This is a genomic window from Rhodococcus opacus (assembly GCF_012396235.1).
In the GTDB taxonomy this organism is placed as follows: domain Bacteria; phylum Actinomycetota; class Actinomycetes; order Mycobacteriales; family Mycobacteriaceae; genus Rhodococcus_F; species Rhodococcus_F opacus.
Genome location: NZ_JAAXPA010000014.1, coordinates 38,615 through 63,867, shown reverse-complemented (window position 1 = coordinate 63,867; position 25,253 = coordinate 38,615). Strand labels below are relative to the sequence as shown.

At 67.8% G+C, this 25,253-nt stretch carries 25 protein-coding genes and 1 pseudogene; 14 read left to right on the top strand and 12 right to left on the bottom strand.

What is annotated here, in order from left to right; all coding sequences use genetic code 11:
* Positions 1–86 precede the first annotated feature (86 nt).
* From HGB39_RS19740 to HGB39_RS19730, 3 genes are read right to left on the bottom strand one after another with little or no spacing between them, the layout of a single operon-like run.
* The gene (locus tag HGB39_RS19740) at positions 87–500 is read right to left on the bottom strand and encodes a molybdenum cofactor biosynthesis protein MoaE (RefSeq protein WP_025432319.1); all 414 of its coding nucleotides are present in this window, start codon (positions 498–500) and stop codon (positions 87–89) included.
* The gene (gene moaCB / locus HGB39_RS19735; RefSeq protein ID WP_005566368.1) at positions 493–1,467 is read right to left on the bottom strand and encodes a bifunctional molybdenum cofactor biosynthesis protein MoaC/MoaB; all 975 of its coding nucleotides are present in this window, start codon (positions 1,465–1,467) and stop codon (positions 493–495) included. Before moaCB ends, HGB39_RS19740 begins: the two co-directional genes overlap by 8 nt.
* Positions 1,464–2,648, bottom strand: a complete 1,185-nt coding sequence (locus HGB39_RS19730) for a molybdopterin molybdotransferase MoeA (protein WP_037204668.1) — start codon at positions 2,646–2,648, stop codon at positions 1,464–1,466. The genes moaCB and HGB39_RS19730 overlap by 4 nt, the downstream gene beginning before the upstream one ends.
* 122 nt (positions 2,649–2,770) lie before the next feature.
* Here HGB39_RS19730 and moaA point away from each other — a divergent pair, with 122 nt between their 5' ends.
* A complete protein-coding gene (gene moaA / locus HGB39_RS19725; protein WP_005259589.1) occupies positions 2,771–3,826 on the top strand; it encodes a GTP 3',8-cyclase MoaA in 1,056 nt (351 codons plus the stop codon).
* The gene (locus HGB39_RS19720; RefSeq protein WP_005566366.1) at positions 3,819–4,076 is read left to right on the top strand and encodes a MoaD/ThiS family protein; all 258 of its coding nucleotides are present in this window, start codon (positions 3,819–3,821) and stop codon (positions 4,074–4,076) included. The genes moaA and HGB39_RS19720 overlap by 8 nt, the downstream gene beginning before the upstream one ends.
* On the opposite strand, the gene HGB39_RS19715 is transcribed toward HGB39_RS19720, so the two are convergent.
* Both HGB39_RS19715 and nadE read right to left on the bottom strand, forming a co-directional pair.
* On the bottom strand, positions 4,073–4,858 hold the full coding sequence (locus tag HGB39_RS19715; protein WP_005566364.1) for an SDR family oxidoreductase: 786 nt from the start codon (positions 4,856–4,858) through the stop codon (positions 4,073–4,075). The two genes, HGB39_RS19720 and HGB39_RS19715, sit on opposite strands and share 4 nt — an antisense overlap.
* A 4-nt stretch (positions 4,859–4,862) precedes the next feature.
* Entirely contained in the window at positions 4,863–5,702 is an 840-nt protein-coding gene (nadE, locus tag HGB39_RS19710; RefSeq protein WP_005566362.1) for an NAD(+) synthase, read from the bottom strand.
* 50 nt (positions 5,703–5,752) lie between these two features.
* Here nadE and HGB39_RS19705 point away from each other — a divergent pair, with 50 nt between their 5' ends.
* Positions 5,753–6,304 carry a nucleosidase gene (locus HGB39_RS19705; RefSeq protein ID WP_043789679.1) on the top strand — a complete coding sequence of 184 codons (552 nt, stop codon included), beginning with the start codon at positions 5,753–5,755 and terminating at the stop codon, positions 6,302–6,304.
* On the opposite strand, the gene HGB39_RS19700 is transcribed toward HGB39_RS19705, so the two are convergent.
* Both HGB39_RS19700 and HGB39_RS19695 read right to left on the bottom strand, forming a co-directional pair.
* Positions 6,301–7,071, bottom strand: a complete 771-nt coding sequence (locus HGB39_RS19700; RefSeq protein WP_005566359.1) for an META domain-containing protein — start codon at positions 7,069–7,071, stop codon at positions 6,301–6,303. The two genes, HGB39_RS19705 and HGB39_RS19700, sit on opposite strands and share 4 nt — an antisense overlap.
* 34 nt (positions 7,072–7,105) lie before the next feature.
* Positions 7,106–7,705, bottom strand: coding sequence for a TetR/AcrR family transcriptional regulator (locus tag HGB39_RS19695; RefSeq protein WP_005240279.1), 600 nt, complete (start codon positions 7,703–7,705; stop codon positions 7,106–7,108).
* A gap of 101 nt (positions 7,706–7,806) precedes the next feature.
* Between HGB39_RS19695 and HGB39_RS19690 the strand changes: the two genes are divergently transcribed.
* Positions 7,807–8,370, top strand: a complete 564-nt coding sequence (locus tag HGB39_RS19690; protein WP_005240282.1) for an NAD(P)H-dependent oxidoreductase — start codon at positions 7,807–7,809, stop codon at positions 8,368–8,370.
* Positions 8,371–8,400: 30 nt separating this feature from the next.
* Here HGB39_RS19690 and HGB39_RS19685 read toward each other — a convergent pair whose 3' ends face one another.
* Positions 8,401–9,234, bottom strand: coding sequence for a siderophore-interacting protein (locus HGB39_RS19685; RefSeq protein ID WP_005566356.1), 834 nt, complete (start codon positions 9,232–9,234; stop codon positions 8,401–8,403).
* A 564-nt stretch (positions 9,235–9,798) separates the two neighbouring features.
* Here HGB39_RS19685 and HGB39_RS19680 point away from each other — a divergent pair.
* The 4 genes from HGB39_RS19680 to nrdF all read left to right on the top strand — a co-directional run bounded on the left by HGB39_RS19680 (position 9,799) and on the right by nrdF (position 13,781).
* A complete protein-coding gene (locus HGB39_RS19680; RefSeq protein WP_005240286.1) occupies positions 9,799–10,032 on the top strand; it encodes a redoxin NrdH in 234 nt (77 codons plus the stop codon).
* Between the two features lie 88 nt (positions 10,033–10,120).
* Entirely contained in the window at positions 10,121–10,597 is a 477-nt protein-coding gene (nrdI, locus tag HGB39_RS19675) for a class Ib ribonucleoside-diphosphate reductase assembly flavoprotein NrdI (protein WP_005259574.1), read from the top strand.
* A complete protein-coding gene (gene nrdE, locus HGB39_RS19670; protein ID WP_064080140.1) occupies positions 10,555–12,738 on the top strand; it encodes a class 1b ribonucleoside-diphosphate reductase subunit alpha in 2,184 nt (727 codons plus the stop codon). The genes nrdI and nrdE overlap by 43 nt, the downstream gene beginning before the upstream one ends.
* A 77-nt stretch (positions 12,739–12,815) precedes the next feature.
* The gene (gene nrdF, locus HGB39_RS19665; protein ID WP_005240291.1) at positions 12,816–13,781 is read left to right on the top strand and encodes a class 1b ribonucleoside-diphosphate reductase subunit beta; all 966 of its coding nucleotides are present in this window, start codon (positions 12,816–12,818) and stop codon (positions 13,779–13,781) included.
* Between the two features lie 84 nt (positions 13,782–13,865).
* On the opposite strand, the gene HGB39_RS19660 is transcribed toward nrdF, so the two are convergent.
* The 3 genes from HGB39_RS19660 to HGB39_RS19650 are packed head-to-tail and all read right to left on the bottom strand — an operon-like array spanning position 13,866 to position 16,458.
* Complete coding sequence (locus HGB39_RS19660) at positions 13,866–14,339, bottom strand: NUDIX hydrolase (protein WP_005566353.1); 474 nt, start codon at positions 14,337–14,339, stop codon at positions 13,866–13,868.
* An 8-nt stretch (positions 14,340–14,347) separates the two neighbouring features.
* Positions 14,348–15,415: an iron-siderophore ABC transporter substrate-binding protein gene (locus tag HGB39_RS19655; protein ID WP_005566352.1), complete on the bottom strand. Its 1,068-nt coding sequence runs from the start codon at positions 15,413–15,415 to the stop codon at positions 14,348–14,350.
* Between the two features lie 35 nt (positions 15,416–15,450).
* A complete protein-coding gene (locus tag HGB39_RS19650; protein ID WP_005566351.1) occupies positions 15,451–16,458 on the bottom strand; it encodes an ABC transporter substrate-binding protein in 1,008 nt (335 codons plus the stop codon).
* 301 nt (positions 16,459–16,759) lie between these two features.
* Here HGB39_RS19650 and ctaD point away from each other — a divergent pair, with 301 nt between their 5' ends.
* The 4 genes from ctaD to yczE all read left to right on the top strand — a co-directional run bounded on the left by ctaD (position 16,760) and on the right by yczE (position 21,435).
* On the top strand, positions 16,760–18,550 hold the full coding sequence (gene ctaD / locus HGB39_RS19645; RefSeq protein ID WP_011598346.1) for an aa3-type cytochrome oxidase subunit I: 1,791 nt from the start codon (positions 16,760–16,762) through the stop codon (positions 18,548–18,550).
* Between the two features lie 104 nt (positions 18,551–18,654).
* Positions 18,655–19,875 carry a phosphoserine phosphatase SerB gene (serB, locus tag HGB39_RS19640; RefSeq protein ID WP_005240300.1) on the top strand — a complete coding sequence of 407 codons (1,221 nt, stop codon included), beginning with the start codon at positions 18,655–18,657 and terminating at the stop codon, positions 19,873–19,875.
* Positions 19,872–20,651 carry an aminoacyl-tRNA hydrolase gene (locus HGB39_RS19635; RefSeq protein ID WP_005566350.1) on the top strand — a complete coding sequence of 260 codons (780 nt, stop codon included), beginning with the start codon at positions 19,872–19,874 and terminating at the stop codon, positions 20,649–20,651. The genes serB and HGB39_RS19635 overlap by 4 nt, the downstream gene beginning before the upstream one ends.
* 82 nt (positions 20,652–20,733) lie before the next feature.
* On the top strand, positions 20,734–21,435 hold the full coding sequence (yczE, locus tag HGB39_RS40520) for a membrane protein YczE (RefSeq protein WP_005566349.1): 702 nt from the start codon (positions 20,734–20,736) through the stop codon (positions 21,433–21,435).
* A gap of 14 nt (positions 21,436–21,449) precedes the next feature.
* Here the strand turns inward: yczE and glgX are convergent.
* Positions 21,450–23,417, bottom strand: a pseudogene (gene glgX / locus HGB39_RS19625) (glycogen debranching protein GlgX); the annotation flags it as partial.
* 83 nt (positions 23,418–23,500) lie between these two features.
* Between glgX and HGB39_RS19620 the strand changes: the two are divergent.
* Together HGB39_RS19620 and HGB39_RS19615 are read left to right on the top strand one after the other, a co-directional pair.
* A complete protein-coding gene (locus HGB39_RS19620; RefSeq protein ID WP_005566347.1) occupies positions 23,501–24,325 on the top strand; it encodes an ABC transporter ATP-binding protein in 825 nt (274 codons plus the stop codon).
* 65 nt (positions 24,326–24,390) lie between these two features.
* Positions 24,391–25,233, top strand: coding sequence for an NUDIX hydrolase (locus HGB39_RS19615; RefSeq protein WP_005566346.1), 843 nt, complete (start codon positions 24,391–24,393; stop codon positions 25,231–25,233).
* Positions 25,234–25,253: the final 20 nt, after the last annotated feature.

The window sequence follows — 25,253 nt, the reverse complement described above, 5'->3', positions numbered from 1 at the left end:
ATGCGTTCTACGACGCTGGATGACCGTCGTGGTCACCTAGTGATCGCCACTCTACCCGGTGGCAGCCGAACGGTCCGACCGAGGAGTCACAAACCGACCCATTCCGAGGCCCCGTCGGCGAATTTCTGCCGCTTCCAGATGGGTACCTCGTGCTTGATGCGCTCCACCAGTTCGGCGCACGCGGCGAACGCCTCGGCGCGGTGTGGTGCGGCGACTGCGGCGACCACCGCGAGGTCGCCGACGGTGAGGGATCCGACCCGGTGGATGGCCGCCACGGGCAGTCCGGTGGACGCCGCGACCTCCTCGCAGACGGTACGGAGGAAGCGTTCGGCGTCCGGGTGCGACTGGTATTCGAGGTCCGAAACGGATTGTCCGCCATCGTGATTGCGCACGACTCCGGTGAACACCACGACGGCGCCGTGCTCGGGCCCGGCCACGGCGGCGTCGACGACGGCGGGATCGAGGGGTTGATCCGAGATCTGGGCGAGGATGTCAGGCATCGTGCGCACCTCCGCCGGCGACCTGAGCGAGGAGATGGTCGACGATGGGGTCGAGGACGGACAATCCGTCCTTGACGCCGCCCGGCGAACCGGGGAGATTCACCACGACTGTGCCGTTCGCCACACCCGCGAGTCCGCGGCTCAGCGAGGCGTGCGGGGTGACCTCCGTCCCGCGATTCCGGATGGCGTCGGCCACACCGGGCAGTTCGCGGTCGAGCACCGCGCGGGTGGCCTCCGGGGTCGCATCCGTAGGGGAGACGCCGGTGCCGCCGGTGCTGATGATCAGCGCCGGATTGCCGGACAGTGCGTCGGCGAGGCCGGCCGCGATGTCGGCGTCCGCGTAGACCAGCGGACCCCGGGTGGTGAAGCCACGGTCCTCGAGCCATGCGGCGATCACCGGGCCGGTCGTGTCTTCCCGAGTGCCCTTCGCGCCGCCGGTCGAGGCGACCAGAACGGCCGCGGATCGCGATGTCACCGTGGGGATTCCGGTGCTCTGCTGCTCACGCGTCCAGTGTCCGCGTTTGCCGCCGTCCTTGGTGAGCAACCGGACACCGTCCAGTGTCGCGGCAGGGTCGACGGCTTTCACCATGTCGTGCAACGTCAATCCGGCCACCGCCACGGCGGTGAGGGCCTCCATCTCGACACCCGTCGGGCCCTTCGTCTTCGCGGTGGCCTCGATCGTGATGGCATCGTCGGTGAAACCGAACTCCAGCTTCACCGAGGACAGCGCGAGCTGATGGCACAACGGAATCAGCTCGGACGTCTTCTTCGCCCCCGAGATCCCGGCGATCCTGGCCGTCGCGAGAACGTCCGCCTTGGGTAGATCGTCGGCCCGGACCAGTTCGATCACCGCGGGTGTGGTGACCAATTGCCCCGCGGCCACCGCGATTCGGGTCGTGTCCGCTTTCGCGCTCACATCGACCATGCGGGCGCGGCCCTCACTGTCGAGGTGCGTCAGGTCGCTCATAGGGGTATCACCTTCACGAGTTGGCCGGCGTCGAGCGCGGTGACGTCGGCGGGAACGTCGACGAGGACGTCCGCCCATGCCATCGCGGCGACGAGATGGGAACCGGGGCCGGACACGAGTTCGACTCCGGCATCGGTGCGGCGTGCGCGGAGGAACTGCCGCTTGCCGGGAATGGAGGTGACGGCCGCGGCGAGCGGCAGTTCCTCGGGTTCCGTCGCGGGGAGCCCGGCCGCGCGCCGGATCTCGGGACGCGCGAACACCTCGAACGAGACGAGCGTGCTCACCGGGTTCCCGGGAAAGTTGAGGACGGGCGTGCCGTCCACGACGGCGGTGCCCTGCGGGCCGCCCGGTTGCATCGCGACGTGACCGAACTGTGCGCCGAGCGGTGAGAGCGTCTCCTTGACCACCTCGAAGTCGCCCATCGACACCCCGCCGGAGGTGAGGACGAGATCGGCGGTGGTGGTCGCCTCCGCGAGCAGGGTCCGGAACTCGGCGGGGTCGTCGCCGCTGCGGGTGATCGAGACGACCTCGGCGCCATTGGCCCTGGCGCTCGACGCGAGGGCGATGCCGTTGGAGTCGTAGATCTCGCCGGGGTGCAGTGTGGTCCCGGCGTCCACCAGTTCGGCCCCCGTGGTGATCACGGCGACGCGGGGGCGCGGACGCACCGGGACGCGCTGCAGGCCGACGGCGGCGAGGACGGCGATGTGCCGGGCGGCGAGAACACTGCCTGCGGGCAGCAGGAGCGTGCCCTCCCGGACGTCGCTGCCGCGCTCGCGCACGAATTCGCCCGCGGCGCGCGAGCGTTCGATGCGGACCTGTCCGTCCGTGGCCTCCGTGTCCTCCACCGGGACGACGGCGTCGGCGCCGTCGGGGATCGGGGCCCCGGTCATGATCCGGTAGGCGGTCCCGGGAGTGTGGGTGGTGGCGCCGGCCGGTCCCGCGGCGATCACGCCCAGCACCGGCAGCACAGCCGGCACCGACGTGACGGATGCGGCGTCGATCGCGTACCCGTCCATCTGCGAATTCCGGAACAACGGCAGGTCGACGGGGGAGTGGACGTCGGCGGCGAGGGCGCGCCCGAGTGCCTCGCCGAGCGGAATCTCCTCGGCCGGGCGCTCATGGAGCGTCGCGAGGAGTTCGGCGACGTGCTGGGTGTGCTGCTCCACAGAGCGTGCGGTCACGATGTTCCTCCGGCCATGGTCACCAATCCTAGGCATCCCTCCGAGACGGCGACGAGGGCACCGCGCCGGACAACGGTCACCCCCTCGCGGCATACTGGACAGATGCAGCGAAAGGCAACTCGATGACGGCGGTGGCGATGGGAATCCCGACCGTCCGGTCGTCGGTCTCGCTTGCGGGCAGGCCGGACGTCGACCAGCTGGTCGACCGGTTCGGCCGGGTCGCGCGTGACCTGCGGGTGTCCATCACCGAGAAGTGCTCGCTGCGCTGCACGTATTGCATGCCCGAGGAAGGCCTGCCCGCCATCCCGGCGGAGAACCTCCTCACCGCGGACGAGATCGTCCGGCTCGTCGACATCGCCGTCCACCGGCTCGGTGTGCGCGAGGTGCGGTTCACCGGGGGCGAGCCGCTGATGCGCGTGGATCTCGAGCAGATGATCGCCGGGTGCGCCGAGCGCGCGCCGGGGATCCCGCTCGCGATGACCACCAACGCGGTAGGTCTCGAACACCGCGCGGCCGGGCTCGCCCGGGCCGGACTGACGCGGGTCAACGTCTCCCTCGACTCGGTCGATCGTGAGCACTTCGCGAGACTGACGCGGCGCGACCGGCTGCCGTCGGTGATCGCCGGTATCCGCGCCGCCGCCCGAGCCGGGCTGGCGCCGCTGAAGATCAATGCGGTGCTGATGCCCGAAACGCTCAGTGGAGCGGCCGATCTCCTGGAGTGGTGCCTGAGCGAGGGCGTTGCACTGCGGTTCATCGAGGAGATGCCGCTCGACGCCGATCACGAGTGGGCACGCGAGAACATGGTCGCCGCCGACCGGTTGCTGGCCGTCCTCGGCGAGCGGTTCACCCTCACCGAACACGGGAGGGAAGATCCGTCGGCGCCCGCCGAGGAGTGGCTCGTCGACGGCGGACCGGCCACGGTCGGGATCATCGCGTCCGTCACCCGCTCGTTCTGCTCCGACTGCGACCGCACCCGCCTCACGGCCGAGGGAACGGTACGGTCGTGCCTGTTCAGTGACCAGGAGATCGACCTGCGGGCGGCCCTGCGGTCGGGTGCGGGCGACGAGGAGCTGGCGCAGTTGTGGCGCGGCGCGATGTGGAACAAGTGGGCGGGCCACGGAATCAACGCGGACGGCTTCGCGCCGCCGCAACGCAGCATGGGAGCAATCGGTGGATGACGTGACGGGCATTTCGGTGCGGTACTTCGCGGCCGCCGCCGACGCGGCGGGCTGCACCAAGGAAACGCTCGACCTTCCGGCCGGCGCGGATCTCGGCCAGGTGAAGGCACTTCTCCTCGCCAAGTACGGTCCCGACATGCAGCAGGTGCTGTCAGTCTCCGCCTTCCTGGTGGACTCCGAGCTGACGCGCGATCTGACCCGCACCGCCGGCACGCAGGTGGACGTGCTGCCGCCGTTCGCCGGCGGCTAGCGGGCCGCGTTCACGGAGTCGGCCAGCCACCGGTCGAACGTGATCGTTCCGAACCGATTGTCGGGCACCAGGTTCGACTCGTCCCGAAAGAACTGACCCATCGCGCCGGGAAGAGGCACGTTCACGACGAACCCGTGCGTCCCGGTGGCCTTCTTCCACGCCGCCGTCAGATCGCGGGCGGTGCGAACCTCCGGGCCACCGATCGTGATCGGCTCCTCCGGCGCCGGTTCGGCGGCCAGGGCGGCGTCGACCAGCGCGGTCGCGACGTCTCTGGTGTCGATGGTCTGGAAGCTCGTCTTGGAGAAGGCGGGGATCAACCCGGTCCGGCTCGCCGGCTTCGCGATCATGGGAATGAAGTCGTGGAACTGGGTCGCCCGGACGATCGACGTCTCCATCGCGGCACTCTCGTAGACCCGTTCCTGCTTCCGCTTCGCCCGGTAGTAAGGGAATTCGCTTCGGTCGACGTTGACGATGGAGAGCAGGACGGCGCGTCCGACTCCCGCGCCGTCCGCGGTGGCGAGGAGGTTCTCGGCCCCCTTCTCGAGCACGGCCCGGGTTCCGCGGGTCTTGCCGTCGGTGGTGTCCACCACGACGTCGACACCGTCGAGGGCCTCCGCGAGGCCGTCACCGGTGACGAGATCACCGTGGAAATGGGCGATCTCGCTGCCCGGCGCGCCGCCGTGCCGGGTCAGGACCCGGACGGAGTGACCACGCGCGAGGAACTCCTTGACCACCTGCCGGCCTGCAGTGCCGGTACCGCCCGCGACCAGCGCCTGGACCATCGGGTCACCGCCACCACGTGTCGAGCGGGGTCACCGGGACCGTGCGCTTGTGGCGGGTATTCAGGAACATGGTCTCGAGCTTCTGGGCGACGGCGTCCGGCACGTCCTTGCCCTCGAGGTAGTCGTCGATCTGTGCGTACGTGACGCCGAGCGCTTCCTCGTCGGGGAGGGCGGGGCGATCGTCCTCGAGGTCGGCGGTGGGGACCTTCTTCCACGTGCTCTCCGGTGCGCCGAGTTCGCGCAGGAGTTCGGCGCCCTGACGCTTGGACAACCCGGTCAACGGGGTGACGTCCACGCCGCCGTCGCCGAACTTGGTGAAGAAGCCGGTGATCGCCTCGGCGGCATGGTCGGTGCCGACCACGAGGTATCCGAGCTGGCCGGCGATCGAGTACTGGATCACCATGCGTTCGCGGGCCTTGATGTTTCCGCGGACGAAGTCGCGGAGTTCGCCGCCGTCGCCGATGATGTCGCGCAGCGCCTCGGACGACTCCTTCGCGGTGGCGTCCGCGCCGGGCTTCACGTTGACGACCACCGACCGGTCGGGCTTGATGAAGTCGAGGGCGATCTGCGCGTCGGACTCGTCGGCCTGGGTGCCGTAGGGCAGCCGCACGGCGACGAACTCGGCGTCGTGGCCCTCGTCGCGCAATTCGCTCGCCGCGAGCTGGGCGAGGCGTCCGGTGAGGGTGCTGTCCTGACCGCCGCTGATGCCGAGGACGAATCCCCTGGCCGGGGTCGACAGCAGGTAGTCCTTCAGGAACTGAACACGTTTGCGGATCTCGTCAGCCGCATCGATGGTGGGCTGGGCACCGAGTTCCTCGAGGATCTGCGCACGTAGATTCGCCATGACAGAACTCTAGCGAGTGCCCCTGACGAGTGCAGGGTACGGTTCCGCGCATGAGGAGATCGGGCGTTCTGGTGGTCAGCGCGACCAAGGCGGAGGCGGTGCACGTCCCGTCCGAGTTCGAGGTCCTGATCACCGGGATCGGCAAGGTGAGCGCCGCCGTGGCCGTGGCGTCCGCACTCGCCGACTACCCGCGAACGGACAAACCGCTCGTCGTCAACATCGGCACCGCCGGTGCGTTGCACGAGCACCACAGCGGCCTGTTCACGCCGTCGACCGTGCTCAACCACGACATCAGTGGCGACGCCATCCGGGCGCTCGGGCACGAGGTGGCCGATCTCCTCGCCCTGCCGGACGGTGACGGCTCCGTGCTCGCGACCGGCGACCTGTTCGTGTCCGACGCCGGTGTGCGCGACGTGCTCGCCCGCCGAGCCGACCTCGTCGACATGGAGGGTTTCGCGGTCGCCTATGCCAGCGCTCGCGGCGGCGCCCGGTGCCGGCTGGTCAAGCACGTCAGCGACACGGCCGACGACTCGGCACTGGACTGGCCCGCCCGGATCGATGCGAGCGCCCGGGAACTCGGGCGCTGGCTCGCGGCTCTCTAGCTCGCCCGCAGTGTCAGCCCGATTCCGTCGCTGTTGACCAGCCGCAGCGAGTCCGAATGGACGCTGTAACCGGTCTCCCCGGTCAACGCCGCGAGTACGGCACGCTCGACCTCCGAGACGTCCGGGGGGCACGCCATCCGGGTGGTGGCCCAGGGGCTGAACAAGATCGAACTCTGCTGCACGTCCGCGGTCCCGGTCATGCGGTTGCAGCCGGTGAAGCCGGACGCCGAACCGTCGCCGGCGATCAACAACTGGGGTGCCGTTCTCTCCAGTGCCGCCGTCGTCGTGACCGCGTCCGGGCTGATCAGCGCGGTGACCGTCCAGGTGGTCCCGACGACGGGCCGATCCGGCCGGACGACCTTCTCGTCCGTCAGCGTCACCGAACCGGTGGGCGTGGTGAGGGTGAGCGTGTCGCCGCCGAGGGTCCAGTTCGGCTGCGCGTCGAGCAGCGCCGCCACCCAGGCGTCCGCGCCGGCGGCCTCTCCCGGACACGCCATCAGCGTCATCGCGAGCGGACCTGCCACGATCTTCCCGCCGGACAGGTCGACGTCGGCGCTGCCCTGATTGCATCCGGCCTCGACGGAGAGGCGTCCGGGGTCGGTGAAGCCGAGCACGAGCGGCCCACCGCCGGGAATGGGATCGCCCTCGACGGAGGTGGAGATGTAGGTGCGGCCCGCGGGATCCGGCGGCGTGGTCTGCGCGTCCCCGTCGCAGGCGGTGAGCGAGGCGAACGTCAGGAGGCCGAGAACGGTGGCGGTGGTGCGCATTCCCCGAGGTTAGACAAATTGTCCGGATTCGGGATCAACATCGGGTGACGCGCCGGATCAGGTCCTCCCACGCGTCGCCGAGACGTTCCACGGACATCCCGAGGTCGCGCAGTTCGTGCAGTACCAGCGTGGCCTCGAGCGGTGCGAGCAGGGAACAGGCGAGCAGTTCGTGGTCGCCGTGCACCCCGGCCGCGCGGAGCAGGGACACGACGTGGCGCACGGACACCGCCCGGGCGGGTGCGGCGAAACGGAACTCGAGGGAATTCTCGGCCGCGCGCTGGACCTCACCCTGTACCTCGACGATCGCGATGCGGGCGTGCCCGAAGGCGATCAGCCGGTCGATCGGGTCGGCGCCCGGACCGAGCGGCGGTGGACCGAACATGAAGGACTGCTGGAGTTCCCGTTCGGTGTGGTCGAGGAGTGCGTGCATGAGGCCCGACCGGCTGCCGAACCGGCGGAACACTGTGCCCTTGCCCACACCGGCCTTGCAGGCGACCGCGTCCATCGTGACGGCGTCGACGCCGCGCTCCGCGACCAGCAGCGCGGCCGCGTCGAGCAGAAGACGCCGATTGCGTGCGGCGTCTCCGCGTTCGGGGGGATCGACCCCGATCTGGGGCAGGAGGGGACTGGTCACGCCTCGCATCCTACCGTGACGGGAACATAAGTGGACCGCGGTCCGTTTAGTTGCTATACATGTTCACGAGTCGCCCTACGCACCATCGAAGGATTATTGACATGTCACAGACCAACGTTCTCGTTCTCGTCGGCAGCCTGCGCGCCGCCTCGGTCAACCGTCAGCTCGCCGAGACCGCGATCGCCGTGGCGCCCGAGGGTGCCGAGGTGACCGTGTTCGACGGCCTCGGAGACGTCCCCTTCTACAACGAGGACATCGACGTCGCCGGTTCCATCCCCGCCGTCGAGGCGCTGCGCGACGCCGCCGGCCGGGCCGACGCGCTCCTGCTCCTCACGCCCGAGTACAACGGCACCATCCCCGCCGTCCTCAAGAACGCCATCGACTGGATCTCCCGGCCGTACGGCACCGGTGCCGTGAAGGACAAGCCCGTCGCCGTCATCAGCGCCTCGCCCAGCGGCAACGGTGCCCAGTGGGCGCACGAGGACACCCGCAAGGCCGTCCGCATCGCAGGTGGCAAGGTCCTCGAGGACGTCACCCTCGCCATCGGCGGCACGATCGACAAGTTCGGCGACCGGCACCCGCGCGAGAACGCGGAGGTCGCGCAGCAGGTTGCCGACGTCGTCGCCAGCCTCGTCGACGCCACGAAGCAGCTCGTCGACGCCTGACGATTCCGCTCGCGCGCGGCGCCGCCGTCGCTACAGCCCGGTCCGATCCAGGGCTGCGTCGACGGCGTCGCGCACCGAGTCGAAGTCTTCACCGGCCGCCAGGGCAGAGTCCCTGGCGGCTTCTATCTGTTCGCGCACCGTCTCGTACCGCGCGACCCACTCCTCCTTGTTGTCGCGCCAGTAACCGATGACGTCGTAGCGGTCCGCATGCCAGCGCAGGTCGTGGCGCAACCAGCGTCGCACCGCCCGCGACACCCTTGCCTCGCCCGCGAACCACACGTATCCCGGTGCATCCGGTCGCGGCCAGTCGCGGGCCGCCTCGGCGAGCAGACTGTCGCCGGCGCCGTTTCCGCTCCCGTCCAGCCACGTCACGGTCAGCGCGGCATCGGTGGCGAACTGCTGCCGGTCCTCGGGGGTGGTGACCTCCGCGATCACGTGTACCCGCGCCGAGCCGGGTAGCTCCTCGACGATCCGGCCCACCGCGGGCAGTGCCGTCATGTCGGCGACGAGGAGCTGCCACTCGGTGTCGGCGGGCGGCGCGTACCACCCCGAGGCGGTCGAGAACCCGAGCGTCTCGCCCGGGCGCGCGCCCGCGGCCCAGTGTGCTGCGGTCCCGCCCGCATGGACGGCGAAATCGATGTCCATCTCCTGTGCGTCCGGGTCCCAGCGACGCACGGTGTAGCTGCGTTTCTCTTCGCCGTCGGGCGGAAAGGCGAGGAGCAGGCGCTCGTCCGGCCTTCCGCTGGACTCGAATCGACCGAGATCTCCGCCCGCGAGGGTGATCCTCTGCATGTTCGGCGTCACCCGCCGCGTGCGCGCCACGGGTGCCGACCAGTCGAGGTGGTCCAGGGAGTCGTCGGACATGCGCTCACGGTAGCGGGACGGCCCGGCAGTTACCGGTCGGCAAGCGTGGGGGGCGCGTCGTACGCGACGCCCCGGTGTGCCCGGCCGCAGGCGGCCGGGAAGCGGCGCCTCCGGGTGTGACGAGTACGCCGCTCGGAGGGCGCCGCCGTGGTCCGGCGGAGTCCTCTGCGGCCGGTCCGGACGGTGCTCTCCCGGGGCCTGCGCCGCGGATGCGGGCGTGTCCTCGGAGGTGACGTAAGCTCCCGGAGCCTCCAGTGCACGAGCGCGATGCGAGGGGTGTTCCGCGTCACGCCGAAAATGTGATGTGTGACACGCCGGAGCGAGCACGAAATTTATGGTCCGCGGGATGACGACCTGGGAATTTCATCAATGTGACTCACAACATCTCGGGTTAAGTGTTTCTGTCGGCCACTAGGTGTAGTGTCTTGAGCACTGAGAGACCACAACGAGAACCGACTCGGTGAGCATCTCCATCGGGGGTCACCGCCATCTCGATCAGGGGAAGTCTCAGTGCGCTGAACACACACTTCGTCAGCTCCATTCGGCAGTGGAAAGAGGGACTTCATGAGCATCACCGTCTACACCAAGCCCGCTTGCGTTCAGTGCAATGCCACCTACCGGGCCCTCGACAAGGCGGGTATCGAATACTCCGTCGTCGACATCACCGAAGACCCCGAGGCCCGGGACTACGTCATGGCACTGGGATACCTGCAGGCGCCCGTGATCGTGGCCGGTGACGAGCACTGGTCGGGCTTCCGCCCCGACCGCATCAAGACCCTCTCGGCAAACGCTGCTTGAAGCGAGGCGATCGCACCGCCCGAGGCGGAATTCGATCCGATTCCCGAGCGGCAGTAAACGGTAGTACTAGTCCGGATGGTGGAAACCGATGACATCGCTGGTGTACTTCTCCAGCGCCTCGGAGAACACGCACCGATTCGTCCAGCGGCTCGGGCTGCCTGCGACGCGCATACCCATTCACGACCGCGAGGGCACCTTCGAGGTTCGCGAACCCTACGTGCTGATCGTCCCCACGTATGGCGGGGGAACGACGGCCATGGGCCGCGACACCAGTTACGTCCCGAAGCCGGTCATCCGATTTCTCAACAACACACACAACAGGTCGCTGATCCGAGCAGTGATCGCGGCAGGAAACACCAATTTCGGTGAGTCCTATTGCTTTGCAGGAAACATCATTTCTCAGAAATGCCACGTTCCCTACCTCTACCGCTTCGAACTCATGGGCACAGCCGAGGACGTCGAGCGGGTCAGGGCCGGTCTGGGTGAATTCTGGGATCACTTAGACGACGAGGAGCACGAGAAGTGGCGCCGACCATCACAGACACCATCGACGCGGGGAGCGTAGAGCGCGACGCGCGCGGTGGAGACTCGACGAACGGTCTCGATTACCACGCACTCAACGCAATGCTCAACCTGTACGGCCCCAACGGTGAGATCCAGTTCGACAAGGACGTCGCCGCCGCTCGCCAGTACTTCCTGCAGCACGTCAACCAGAACACCGTCTTCTTCCACAACCTGGACGAGAAACTCGACTACCTCGTGGAGGAGAACTACTACGAGCCCGAGGTCCTCGACCAGTACTCGCGCGCGTTCGTGAAGTCGCTGATCGATCACGCCTACTCGAAGAAGTTCCGCTTCCCGACGTTCCTGGGCGCGTTCAAGTACTACACCTCGTACACGCTGAAGACGTTCGACGGCAAGCGTTACCTGGAGCGATTCGAGGACCGCGTCTGCATGGTCGCCCTCACGCTCGCCGCCGGCGACGAGGAACTGGCGACCAAGCTCGTCGACGAGATCATCGCCGGCCGGTTCCAGCCCGCCACCCCCACGTTCCTCAACTCCGGCAAGAAGCAGCGCGGCGAGCCCGTGTCCTGCTTCCTGCTGCGCATCGAGGACAACATGGAGTCCATCGGCCGCTCCATCAACTCGGCGCTGCAGCTGTCCAAGCGCGGCGGCGGAGTTGCGTTGCTGCTCAGCAATGTTCGCGAGCACGGTGCCCCGATCAAGAAGATCGAGAACCAGAGCTCCGGTGTCATCCCGATCATGAAGCTGCTCGAGGACTCCTTCTCGTACGCCAACCAGCTCGGCGCGCGTCAGGGCGCAGGCGCGGTGTACCTGCACGCGCACCACCCGGACATCTACCGCTTCCTCGACACCAAGCGGGAGAACGCCGACGAGAAGATCCGCATCAAGACGCTGTCGCTGGGTGTGGTCATCCCGGACATCACGTTCGAGCTGGCGAAGAAGAACGAGGACATGTACCTGTTCTCGCCGTACGACGTCGAGCGCATCTACGGTGTCCCGTTCGCGGACGTCAACGTCACCGAGAAGTACTACGAGATGGTCGACGACAAGCGGATCCGCAAGTCGAAGATCAAGGCGCGCGAGTTCTTCCAGACCATCGCCGAGCTGCAGTTCGAGTCGGGCTACCCGTACATCATGTTCGAGGACACGGTGAACCGGGCCAACCCCATCGAGGGCAAGATCACCCACTCCAACCTGTGCTCGGAGATCCTGCAGGTCTCGACGCCGTCAGTGTTCAACGACGACCTCTCGTACAGCGAGGTCGGCAAGGACATCTCCTGCAACCTCGGCTCGCTGAACATCGCGAAGACCATGGACTCGCCCGACTTCGCACGCACCATCGAGGTGTCGATCCGCGCCCTCACCGCGGTGTCCGATCAGACGCACATCTACTCGGTGCCGTCGATCGAGCAGGGCAACAACGACTCCCACGCCATCGGCCTCGGCCAGATGAACCTGCACGGGTACCTGGCCCGTGAGCGGATCTTCTACGGCTCCGACGAGGGCATCGACTTCACGAACATCTACTTCTACACCGTCGTGTTCCACGCGGTGCGGGCGTCCAACCGGATCGCCATCGAGCGGGGCACCCACTTCAAGGGCTTCCCGCAGTCCAAGTACGCGTCCGGCGAGTACTTCGACAAGTACACCGATCAGGTGTGGGAGCCGAAGACGGAGCGGGTGCGGCAGCTGTTCGCCGAGTCCGGTGTGCACATCCCGACGCAGGACGACTGGCGCGAGCTGAAGGCGTCCGTGCAGAAGTACGGCATCTACAACCAGAACCTGCAGGCCGTCCCGCCGACGGGGTCGATCTCGTACATCAACTACTCCACCAGCTCCATCCACCCGGTGGCGTCGAAGATCGAGATCCGCAAGGAAGGCAAGATCGGCCGCGTCTACTACCCGGCGCCCTACCTGACCAACGACAACCTGGAGTACTACCAGGATGCCTACGAGATCGGGTACGAGAAGATCGTCGACACCTATGCCGCGGCGACGCAGCACGTCGACCAGGGGCTGTCGCTGACGCTGTTCTTCAAGGACACCGCCACCACCCGCGACATCAACAAGGCGCAGATCTACGCGTGGCGCAAGGGCATCAAGACGCTGTACTACATCCGGCTGCGTCAGATGGCTCTGGAGGGTACCGAGGTCGAAGGTTGCGTTTCCTGCATGCTGTAGGCGGCTCCGCCGCCCGTGAGTACTTATTAACCGCCGGCGGTTGATAAGTACTCACAGCCGAACGAAGTGAGGAATCAATGGTCAAGCTGGTGAGTCGCGTATCCGCGATCAACTGGAACCGCGTCCAGGACGAGAAGGACGCCGAGGTGTGGGACCGTCTCGTCGGCAACTTCTGGCTGCCCGAAAAGGTGCCGGTGTCCAACGACATCCCGTCGTGGGGGACGCTCACGCCGCAAGAGAAGCAGCTCACGATGCGGGTGTTCACGGGGCTGACGCTCCTCGACACCATTCAGGGCACCGTGGGCGCCGTCAGCCTCATCCCCGACGCCATCACCCCGCACGAAGAGGCGGTGTACACCAACATCGCGTTCATGGAGTCGGTGCACGCCAAGAGCTACAGCTCGATCTTCTCGACACTGTGCTCCACCCGCGACATCGACGACGCCTTCCGCTGGTCCGAGGAGAACCCGAACCTGCAGCGCAAGGCCGAGATCGTCATGGACTACTACCAGGGCGACGAGCCGCTCAAGCGCAAGGTGGCATCCACCCTGCTCGAGAGCTTCCTGTTCTACTCGGGCTTCTATCTGCCGATGTACTGGTCGTCGCGGGCGAAGCTCACCAACACCGCCGACCTCATCCGCCTCATCATCCGCGACGAGGCCGTGCACGGGTACTACATCGGCTACAAGTACCAGAAGGGGCTCGAGCAGCTCACCGAGGCCGAGCGCGACGACCTCAAGAACTACACGTTCGAGTTGCTCTTCGAGCTCTACGACAACGAGGTCGACTACACCCAGGACCTCTACGACGAGGTGGGCCTCACCGAAGACGTCAAGAAGTTCCTGCGGTACAACGCGAACAAGGCGCTGATGAATCTCGGCTACGAGGGTCTGTTCCCCAAGGACGAGACGGACGTCAACCCGGCGATCCTGTCGGCGCTCTCACCCAACGCGGACGAGAACCACGACTTCTTCTCCGGCTCGGGCAGCTCCTACGTCATCGGCAAGGCCGTCAACACCGAAGACGAGGACTGGGACTTCTAGGCCCGCTCGCGACTTCCAGAGCTGTCGCCCAATGTCACACCGGTTAAGTTCGACTGCACCGGTGTGGCATTGGGCGAACTGCGTTCAGCGGCGGAACCACGCCTCGGGCTCGTCCTGCAGCGCCTTGTCGAGCCGCAGCCGCGACGACGGGGTGAGGTCCGGCGGCAGCGCGTCGGGGAAGAACCAGGCGACGTCGTGGTTTTCGTCGTCCGACACGGAAGCCTCCCCGATCAGGTACCGCGCGAGGAAGCACACGTCGAGATACTGCGCGACGTCGCCGTTCGGGTAGGTGATCGGGTCGGTGACGTCGACGCTCGTGATCCGGACCAGTTCCGCGTCGACGCCGGTTTCCTCGCGCACCTCACGCAGGGCGGCGGGTCCGGGTTCCTCCCCGGGTTCGAGGATGCCGGACACGACGGCCCATTTGCCGTTGTCGACGCGCCGGGTCAGCAGCACCCGGCCGTCGGCGTCACGCACGACGACACTCACCCCGGACAGCCACAGCGGCGCAGTGCCGACGTGGCCGCGCAGGGCGGTGACGAACTCGGGGACGGGCACCGGGCCTCCTAGCCGACGTAACCGTTCAGCGTGTTCCGCAGGTCGGTGAGCATCGCGCGCGCGGCGACGACACCGTTTCCGCCCCACACGTCACCCTCGACGGCGAAGACCCGCTTGTCGGAGGCCGCCTCGAGGTCTTCCCAGGCCTCACCGGACATGACGTCCTCCGCGTGCGCGGTGCCCTCCTCGCCGTCCAGGACGGCGTAGATGAGGTCGCCCTCGGCCTGATCGATGTCGGATTCGGAGATCGGTTCGGTGACTGCGCCGTCGAGGTTCTGATACGCGGGTCGCCGCACACCGGCGTCGGTGAGGACCTGGCCGGCGAACGTGGCCGGACCCTCGACCTCCATGCTGTCGGCGCCGAAGCGGACGACGGAGGCCTGCGTCTGCGCGGCATCGATGTCGACGCCGAGTTGCTTCGCGTCCTGCTGGTACAGCTCCAGTGCGGCCGTCGCCGCGTCGGCGCGGCCCAGGGCGTTGCCGGCGAGGAGGAACTGCGCCTTCCAGTACACGGGGTCGGAGCCGACGAACACGGTGGGCGCGATGGGGGAGAGCGCGCCGTCCAGCTGGTCGGACGCCGGACTCGATCCGAGGATCAGGTCCGGGTCCGCCTGCGCGATCTTGTTCACGTCCGGGGCGTCGACGGATCCGACGCTCGGGATCTCGGAGATGCCCGTGCCGAGGTATCCGGGTTGCGGCGAGTCCCCGTCGACGGTCGCCGCGCCGACCACGTTCTCCCACATACCGAGTGCGCACACCGCGTCCAGCGCGGCGCTGTCGAGTACCACGATCCGCTGCGGATCGGACGGAACCTCGCTCTCGCCCTTCGTGTGGACCACCCGGTGCGTCGAGCCGGCCGCGAGTGCGGCGTCGACCGGGGCCGGCTCGGCGCAGGCGGTCGTGGTGTCCCTCTCGATGCCGACCACGCCGGCTCCGGCGATTTGCGTGGTGGTCCGGACGATGGACGCCGCGGGATCGTCGTCGGACGGTTGAGAGCAGCCGGCGACTGCGAGCGCAGCGACGGCGGCGACGAGACCGGTGGACGCGCGGCGGGCGGAAAACCTACGAGGGGACAATTCGGCGACTTCCTGTGTGTGCGGGCGCGTTCAGGTTAGCCGCTGTGCTTGCCCACCCCGAACGTGTCCGACAGGTCGTCGAGGATGAGATGCGCGCCCTGGATGCTGACCGGCGACATCCAGCGGGCGTCGTCGACGTCGATCTTGCGTCCCTTCAGCGTCTGCCACAGCGGGCTCTCCAGGAACGGCTTGGCCGCTTCGGCGCTCTTGCCGGCCGGGTCCTGCCAGGTGCTGACGAAGATGGCGTCGCCCTCCGCCTCGCTGATCAGCTCGGGGCTGATCGCTTGCATGATGTTGTCCGGATCGGCCGGATCGGGGCCCTGGCTCTGCGGACGGGCGAGCCCGGCGTCCGAGAGGACGATCCCGCTGAACGAGGTCGTGCGGTAGAGGCGCGCCGTCGGCTCGCCCGCGAACCGGACGACGGAGATCACCGGATTCGACGCCGTGTCGTTGATCTCCGCGCCGACGGCGGCGGCCCGCTCCTCGTAGGCGCCGATCTTCTGCTCCGCGAGTTCCTCCTTGCCCAGTGCCGTGCCGACGAGCCGGATGTTGTCCTTCCACGTGGGCCCGGTCGTCTCGGTGAAGATGGTCGGCGCGATCGCGGACAGTTGCTCGTAGTTCTTCGCGTCGCGCACTTCGGCGGAGATGATCAGATCGGGTTGCAGCGCGGCGATCTGCTCGAGGCTCGCGTTGCTGACCTTGCCCACCGATTCGGCTTCCGCCGCGAACTCGTCCCGCGAGGAGCCGAGGTAGTCGGGCAGGCCGGGTTCGCGGTAGTCGACGTATCCGACGAGCGGCGCCTCGAGGAGGAGGACGGCGTCGGTGAAGCTGTTGTCGAGTGCCACGATGCGCTGCGGCGCGGCCGGGATCTCGGTGCTGCCGCGGAAGTGGTCGACGGTGCGGGGGAACTGCCCGGTCGACGAGGTGGTGCTGGACGCGGCGGCGGAGTCGTCACTGCTGGAGCAGGACGTGATCGAGAAAGTGGCTGCAGCGGCCAGTGCGACCGCGCCGGCGACGACCCGGCGTCGGGAGAGAACGTTCACATGGTGCTCCTGGTGGAAGTTAGGTGAGCGAAACCTTAGCACCGGGGTTTCGGCGTGTCGGAGCGTCCGGGGTCCGTGTCGACCGGTCGCGTGCGACACGCCGGACCGCGTGACAGTGAGCACTCCCCGGGGCCACAAACCGCAGGTCGCGTGCGCCACAATTTGCTCTGAGTCCGGGTAAGTACGACAGTGGGTAGGACCCAGTCGGAGGCCGCTCAGGGCACGGTCTACGATTCGATGAGCGCAAGCCAGAGACCGTTCGCCTCGCAGCCCGGGGACGGACGCGCATTCAGGAGGATCAGTGACTGCCGTAGCGCCCCAGCCAGTCCCCGCGATAGCTGCAGCCAGGCCTTACCCGCCGCGGCAGGGACCCAAGGGCTCGTTCATCTTCAAAATGATCACGACCACCGATCCCAAGGTGCTCGGAATCATGTACTTGACGACCTCGATCGCGTTCTTCCTCATCGGTGGTCTCATGGCCCTGATGATGCGCGCCGAGCTCGCTGTGCCCGGTATGCAGTTCTTGTCGAACGAACAGTTCAACCAGCTGTTCACGATGCACGGCACGATCATGCTGCTGCTGTACGCGACGCCGATCGTGTTCGGGTTCGCCAACTACATCCTGCCGCTGCAGATCGGCGCCCCCGACGTGGCGTTCCCGCGACTCAACGCGTTCAGCTACTGGCTGTACGTGTTCGGCGCGATCATCACGACCGCCGGCTTCATCACCCCCGGCGGTGCCGCGGACTTCGGCTGGACCGCCTACACGCCCTTGACGAGTGCGCTGCACTCCCCGGGCGTCGGCGCCGACCTCTGGGTCATGGGCCTCGCGGTCGCCGGCCTCGGCACCATCCTCGGTGGTGTCAACATGATCACCACCGTCATCTGCCTGCGTGCCCCCGGCATGACCATGTTCCGCATGCCGATCTTCACGTGGAACATCTTCATCACCAGCATCCTGATTCTGCTGGCGTTCCCGCTGCTGACCGCTGCATTCATGGGCCTGTTCGTGGACCGTCACCTCGGTGGCCACATCTTCGACCCGGCCACCGGCGGTGTGCTGCTGTGGCAGCACCTGTTCTGGTTCTTCGGTCACCCCGAGGTGTACATCATCGCGCTGCCGTTCTTCGGCATCGTCTCGGAGATCTTCCCGGTCTTCAGCCGTAAGCCCGTGTTCGGTTACAGCGGCCTGGTCTACGCGACCCTGGCGATCGCCGCCCTCTCCATCGCGGTGTGGGCTCACCACATGTACGCCACCGGCGCCGTGCTGCTCCCGTACTTCTCGTTCATGACGTTCCTGATCGCCGTCCCGACGGGTGTGAAGATTTTCAACTGGATCGGAACCATGTGGAAGGGGCAGTTGACGTTCGAGTCGCCGATGCTGTTCTCCATCGGCTTCCTCATCACGTTCCTCTTCGGTGGTCTGTCCGGCGTCATCCTCGCGAGCCCGCCCCTGGACTTCCACGTCACGGACACCTACTTCGTGGTCGCCCACTTCCACTACGTGGTCTTCGGCACCGTCGTGTTCGCCACCTACGCCGGCATCTACTTCTGGTTCCCGAAGATGACCGGACGCATGATGGACGAGCGTCTCGGCAAGTGGCACTTCTGGACCACGTTCATCGGCTTCCACGGCACGTTCCTCGTCCAGCACTGGCTGGGTAACGAAGGTATGCCGCGTCGCTACGCCGACTACCTGCCCTCGGACGGCTTCACGTTCCTGAACACCTTCTCGACGATCTTCGCGTTCGTCCTCGGTGCCTCGACGCTGCCGTTCATCTGGAACGTCTTCAAGAGTTACCGGTACGGCGAAGTCGTGACCGTCGACGACCCGTGGGGTTACGGCAATTCGCTCGAGTGGGCCACCAGCTGCCCGCCGCCGCGGCACAACTTCACCGAGCTGCCGCGCATCCGCTCCGAGCGTCCCGCGTTCGAGCTGCACTACCCGCACATGGTCGAGCGGATGAAGGCAGAGGCGCACGTCGGACCGGGCCACGGTGGCAAGCACGCCAGCACCGTGCTCGAGAAGGAACGCCACGAGCCGCTGACCGTCGGCGACGAAGGCGACCCCGGAACCGACACCGGCCGCTGACACATCAGTTTCGGAAAGGCCCCGCCCCCACACCGGGCGGGGCCTTTCAGTTGGCACAATGGGTGCCGGACAAGCCGCGCGAGCAACATGATCGGAGTACATCGGTGGGTGCAGCAGACACCACTGTCCTGGTGACCGTGACGGGCCCCGACCGACCCGGCGTCACCTCGGTGCTCTTCGGGTCGCTCTCCCGCCACGACGTGAGCCTTCTCGACGTGGAGCAGGTGGTGATTCGTGGGCGACTGACCCTCGGTGTCCTGGTGGCCTGCCCCGAGAACGGGGAAGCGCTGCAGGAGGAACTCGAAGAGGCGATGGCCACCGTCGGGATGTCGGTGGACGTCGAGATCGGTGCCGATCCCGGCAGGCAGTCGCTGTCCACCCACGCCGTGGTCGTCCTCGGTAGCCCGGTGTCCGCTCGCGCGCTGCGCTCGGTGGCCCGGGAGATGGCAACCCTCGGGGTCAACATCGACTCGATCCGCGGCGTCGCCGATTACCCGGTGACGGGCCTCGAACTCCTCGTGAGCGCTCCCGGCACGGCGGAGGCGGACAAGAGTCTGCGCACCGTACTGGCAGAAGTGGCCGTGCGCGAGAACGTCGACATCGCGGTCGAACGCGGGGGACTGGCCCGTCGGGCCAAACGGCTCATCGTGTTCGACGTCGACTCGACCCTCGTCCAGGGCGAGGTCATCGAGATGCTCGCCGCGCGGGCGGGCGTCGAGGACGAGGTGCGCGCCGTCACCGAATCGGCGATGCGCGGCGAGATCGACTTCACCGAATCCCTGCACCAGCGGGTCGCAACCCTCGCCGGCCTCGACGCGTCCGTGATCGACGACGTCGCGGAGAACTTGGAACTGACACCGGGCGCCCGCACCACCATCCGGACGCTGCGCAGGCTCGGCTTCCACTGCGGTGTGGTGTCCGGCGGTTTCCGGCAGGTCATCGAGGGCCTGGCCCACGAACTGGAACTGGACTTCGTGCAGGCCAACACGCTCGAGATCGTGGACGGCAAGCTCACCGGCCGGGTGATCGGCGACATCGTCGACCGGGCCGCGAAGGCGACCGCACTGCGCAAGTTCGCCGCTCAGGTCGGCGTCCCGATGGAACAGACGGTGGCGGTCGGCGACGGCGCCAACGACATCGACATGCTCAACGCCGCCGGGCTGGGAATCGCGTTCAACGCCAAGCCCGCTCTGCGCGAGGTCGCGGACACCGCACTGTCGCACCCCTTCCTCGACGCCGTGCTGTTCATCCTCGGGGTCACCCGCGACGAGGTCGAGGCCGCCGACGCGGTGGACGGCGTGGTGCGACGAGTCCCGCTGTCGTGACGGAATCGTGCCGCGGTGCGGTCACCGGGGAGACCGGTGACGACACCCTGTGGGCGGCGCGTCACGCCGTCCTCGCGGCCGGATACGGCGGCCGGCCGGATCCGGACGACCCGGCACAGGTCCTCGCCATGCCGATCGTGGTGCACATTCCGAAGGCCGACCCCCCGCCCCGTAGTGCTCTGCTCGAAGCTGCAGCCACCGCGGCCGTGGCGTTGTGCCTCGACCCCCGCGTCGGCCCCGACGAGACGGGCGCGCCCGGACCGTGGCAGGAGGATTACCTCGCCTGGATCGGGTCCCGGATCCGCAAGGTGACGCGGCGGGCACGGGGAGCCGGGTGGCGTGCGGCGCAGGAGGTCGACGGGATCACCGTCGACGTCGACGGTGCGCAGGCCCGCGCGCTCGTGCCCGTCGCCGTCGGTGCGCTCGATCCCCGCATCCGGAAGTTGCAGATCGGCGGGACCGATCTCGACCACGACGACCCCGGAGAGATCCCGGACGGGGATCCGGTGCTGTGGATCAACTCCGCTCTGGACATGACGGTGGGGAAGGCCGCGGCCCAGGTGGGCCACGCGTCGATGCTGCTCGCCGGTGCGATGACCACCGAGCAGGCCCGCGCGTGGGCGGCCACCGGCTACCGCTGCACCGTGCGGGACGCCGACGTCGGACTGTGGGAAGAGCTGACCATCGAGGTGGTGCGGGGCCGGGCGATCGCAGTGCGCGACGCCGGCTTCACCGAAGTGGCTCCCGGATCGATGACCGTGATCGCCTGCCCCTGAGCGTGGTGGCCGACGCATCGACAGTCCAGTGCCTGCGTCGTGGCTATGGGGTGCGGCAGGATTTCCCGGAACACTGACGGGCATGCTCGCTCGACGCCTGATCGCTCTGTTCGCCGGACTGTGGCTGTACGGCTTCTCGATGGCCATGATGATCACCGCCGGCCTCGGTCTCGACCCCTGGGATGTGTTCCATCAGGGGGTCGCGGATCGCACGCCACTCAGTTTCGGTGTGGTGACCGCGCTGACCGGTGTCGTGGTGCTCGCGCTCTGGATCCCGATCCGCCAGAAACCGGGATTCGGGACGATCGCCAACGTCGTGGTCATTGCCGTCTCGGTGGACACCTCGCTCGCGTTCCTCGAACCCGCCGACTCCCTTCTCGTGCGCATCGTGGTGATGCTCGGTGGCGTGGTCCTCAACGCGCTCGCCACCGTGCTGTACATCGGTGCGGGGATGGGTCCCGGCCCGAGGGACGGTCTCATGACCGGTCTGGTCGCGCGCACCGGGCTGTCGGTGCGGGTGATCCGCACGTCGATCGAGGTGACGGTGCTGGCCACCGGCTGGTTGCTCGGCGGCACCGTGGGGGTGGGCACCGTCGTCTACGCGCTGGGCATCGGCCCGCTCATCCAGCTGATGATGCGCTTCGGTGGCATCTATCCGACCGCACGAAAGACGAGCAGCGTCGGACCGGACAGCGCGATCGTGGAGTCTCCGGAGATCGGGCCGCCCGGCGCGGGTGCGCCGTCGGGGGACGCCGAGTCGAATTCGGCGAGCACCGTGCCGTAGAACCATTCGGGACAGCCCAGGGTGATCACGGTGGGTCCGCCCGAGTGGAAGACGAGAAGCCAGCTGTCGTCGGTGAGCTGGTGCCCGTCTTCGGTGTGGGAGCGGATGTCGGAACCGTCGATCCACGCCTGGAGGGTGCGCCTGGAGTCGTCGTACCACGCGCGGTCGTCCATCTCCGCGCCGTCGGCGCCGAACCACACGAGGTCGGGATGGCCGGTGGGTGTGCGCCTGCCTTCGAAGAATTCCGGCTGGCGCAGCGCGGGGGAGGCGCGTCGGAGGTCGAGGGCCCGGGTGACGAATGCGGTGAGAGTCGTGTCCCCGGTACTCCAGTCGAGTGGCCAGGAGTCTTCACGCGGGGTGTCTTCGGGGACGCAGTACGCGTTGTTGTTGCCGCCGAGGGTGTGACCGAACTCGTCGCCTGCGGTGAACATCGGCGTGCCGGTCGACAGTGCGAGCGTGGCCAGGAGCGCGCGGACGTGCCGGGACCGCGCCTCGATGATCGACGGATCGTCGGTGGGGCCTTCGACGCCGTGGTCGACGGAGTCGTTGTGATCGGCGCCGTCCCGGTTGTCCTCGCCGTTCGCCTCGTTGTGTTTGCGGCGGTACGACACGAGGTCCGCGGCGGTGAAACCGTCGTGCGCGGTCACGAAATTGACGGACGCCCACGGCCGCCGGTTTCCGAACACGTCCTCGGAACCCGCCACCCGGGAGGCGAGATCGCGTACCCCGGTGCCGCCGTTCCAGAACCGTCGAACGGTGTTGCGGTACTTGTCGTTCCATTCCGACCACTGAACGCCGAAGTGCCCGACCCGATATCCGTCCGACGTGGCGTCCCACGGTTCGGCGATCAGTTTGCACCGGGAGAGAACGGGATCCGCCGTGATCGCGGAGAAGATCGAAGCGCGGGAATCGAATCGGCCGCCACCGGGCCGGCCGAGAGCGGACGCGAGGTCGAACCGGAAGCCGTCGACCCCCATCTCGTGCGCCCAGTAGCGCAGGCTGTCGCCGATCATCCGGACGGCGACGGGCGACTGTGCGTCGACGGTGTTCCCGCAGCCGGTGAGATCGATGTCGCGACCGTCGGAGTCGAGGAGGTAGTAGCCGGGGGCGTCGAGGCCGCGCCAGCTGAGGCTGATGCCGTCGACGCCCTGTTCGCAGGTGTGGTTGTACACCACGTCGAGGACGACCTCGATCCCCGCGGCGTGCAGCGCGTCGACCATCGTGTGGAATTCGGTGATCTCCTGACCGGGCACCACCGCATAACCCGGGTGAGGGGCGAAGAACGCCGCGGTGGCGTACCCCCAGTGGTTGCGCATGCCCCGCGAACGCACGGTGGCCTCGGAGATGTACGCCTGGACGGGAAGCAGTTCGACCGCGGTCACCCCGAGACGGACGAGATGACCGACGACGGCGGGTTCCGCGAGACCCAGATACGTTCCGCGGTACTGCGGCGGCACGTCGGGGTGCCGTGCGGTGAACGATCCCACGTGAAGTTCGTAGACAACGGTTTCCTCCCACGGCCTTTCGATCCGCGGTCCGCTCGTGCGGGCGTGGTCGGCCGTCACCACCGACAGAGGGGTGTGGCCCAGGCTGTCGACGCGCGACGGGCCGCCGAACGGGTCGCCGTCGTGGGAGACGAGTGCGTCGTGGTCGCCGAGTTCGCCCGTGATGCCGGTCGCCCACGGATCCAGAAGCAGCTTGGCGGGGTTGAGGCGCACGCCGCGTGCGGGCTCCCAGCGTCCGTGCGCGCGGTAGCCGTAGCGCTGTCCCGCACCGACGCCCTCGACGATGCCGTGCCAGATGCCGTACGTCCGCTGGACCAGGTCGATCCGCGTCTCGTCGCCGTCCTCGGAAATCAGGCACACCTGTACCAGTTCGGCGTCGGGAGCGTGGACCGCGAACTGCGTTCCGGTGCCACGCACATTCGCTCCCAGGGGAAACGGTGATCCGGGCAGCCGCAGACTCGGCGGGAGCGACGACATCTCGCCGGGGTGCGAATCGATGTGAGGCGACACGCAACTGATCCTGCCGTGAATGCTCGGAAGATGTGCGGGAAGATGGGTCCGTGCATGAACCTGATCCTGATCTCCTCATCGAATTCGACGACGTTCTCCTCCGCCGCGGGGGCAACACTCTGGTGGGCCCGGTCACCTGGAAGGTGGAACTCGACGAGCGGTGGGTCGTCCTCGGACCGAACGGGGCAGGGAAGACGTCGTTGCTCCGGATCGCGGCCGCCGAACTGCATCCCACGAGCGGAAGCGCCTACCTTCTCGGCGAGCGGCTCGGCCGCGTCGACATCAACGAACTGCGTCCGCGGATCGGACTGTCCTCCTCGGCGCTCGCCAACCGGGTGCCGTCCGAGGAGATCGTGACCGATCTCGTCGTCTCCGCCGGCTACGCGGTCCTCGGACGCTGGCGTGAGCGCTACGACGACATGGACACCGACCGTGCCGTCGAGATGCTCGAGAGCCTCGGTGCCGAGCACCTCGCCAGACGCACGTACGGCACCCTGTCCGAGGGTGAGCGCAAGCGCGTCCTCATCGCCCGTGCGCTGATGACCGACCCGGAACTACTGCTGCTCGACGAGCCCGCCGCCGGTCTCGACCTAGGTGGGCGCGAGGAACTCGTCGCGCGCCTCACCGATCTCGCCGCCGACCCCGACGCTCCCGCGACGGTCCTCGTCACCCACCACGTCGAGGAGATTCCGCCGGGCTTCACTCATGCACTGCTCCTCAAGGAGGGGGAGGTCGTCTCGCAGGGGCTCCTGGATCAGGTCATCACGGCCGAGAACCTCAGCGAGGCGTTCAGCCAGTCCATCAGCCTGGACAAGGTCGACGGCCGGTTCTTCGCGCGGCGGACCCGCGTCCCCGGCGCGCACCGGCGAGGCTGAGGACCGGCGGTCACACCGGGGGACCGACTGCGACCCGCGTCACCCGGCGGCGTAGGTTCCGAGACATGGTCTCGAAGCAAGAGCAGGCGCCCCGCGACAGTACCGACGTGGCACCCAAGGACGCGTCCACGGTCATCCTCATCCGTGACGCCGCGGCAGATGTCGCGGCGTCCGGTATCGAGGTGTTCCTCCTCCGCCGGGTGAAGGGGATGGCGTTCGCCGGCGGCATGACCGTGTTCCCCGGCGGCGGGGTCGACCCGTCCGACGCCGAAGCCGAGGTCGACTGGGCGGGACCGTCCGTCGACTGGTGGGCCGGGCGGTTCTCCACCGATGCGGCGCGCGCGAAGGCCCTCGTATGTGCGGCGGTGCGTGAGACGTTCGAGGAATGCGGCGTGCTCCTCGCGGGATCGAGCGCGGACACGGTCGTGGCGGACACGTCCCGTTATTCGCAGTCCCGAACACAGCTCGAGAATCGGGAACTGTCGTTCAGCGACTTCCTGAAGCGCGAGAACCTCGTCCTGCGGGCCGACCTGCTGCGGCCCTGGGCCAACTGGATCACCCCGGTCGGCGAGGGCCGCCGCTACGACACGCGTTTCTTCGTCGCCGCCGCACCGCACGGCCAGATCGCGGACGGCGCGACGTCCGAGGCCGAGGAGGTGCAGTGGCAGAGTCCCGCCGCGGCGCTCGCGCACTGGCAGGGCGGCGGAAGCATTCTGCTGCCGCCGACGTGGAGTCAGCTCACGGGGCTCAGCGCGTTCGGTTCGGTCGCGGAGGTGCTGGCCGCGGAGCCGGAGATCCCGGTGATCCTGCCGACTCTGATCACGGACGAGGAGCAGCTCCGCGTCGAGTTCCCGGGGCAGGACGGCTACTACGAAGCCGGTCCGCATCCGTGGGCGTCCCGCGACTGATCGCGATGCGGCGGGCCGCG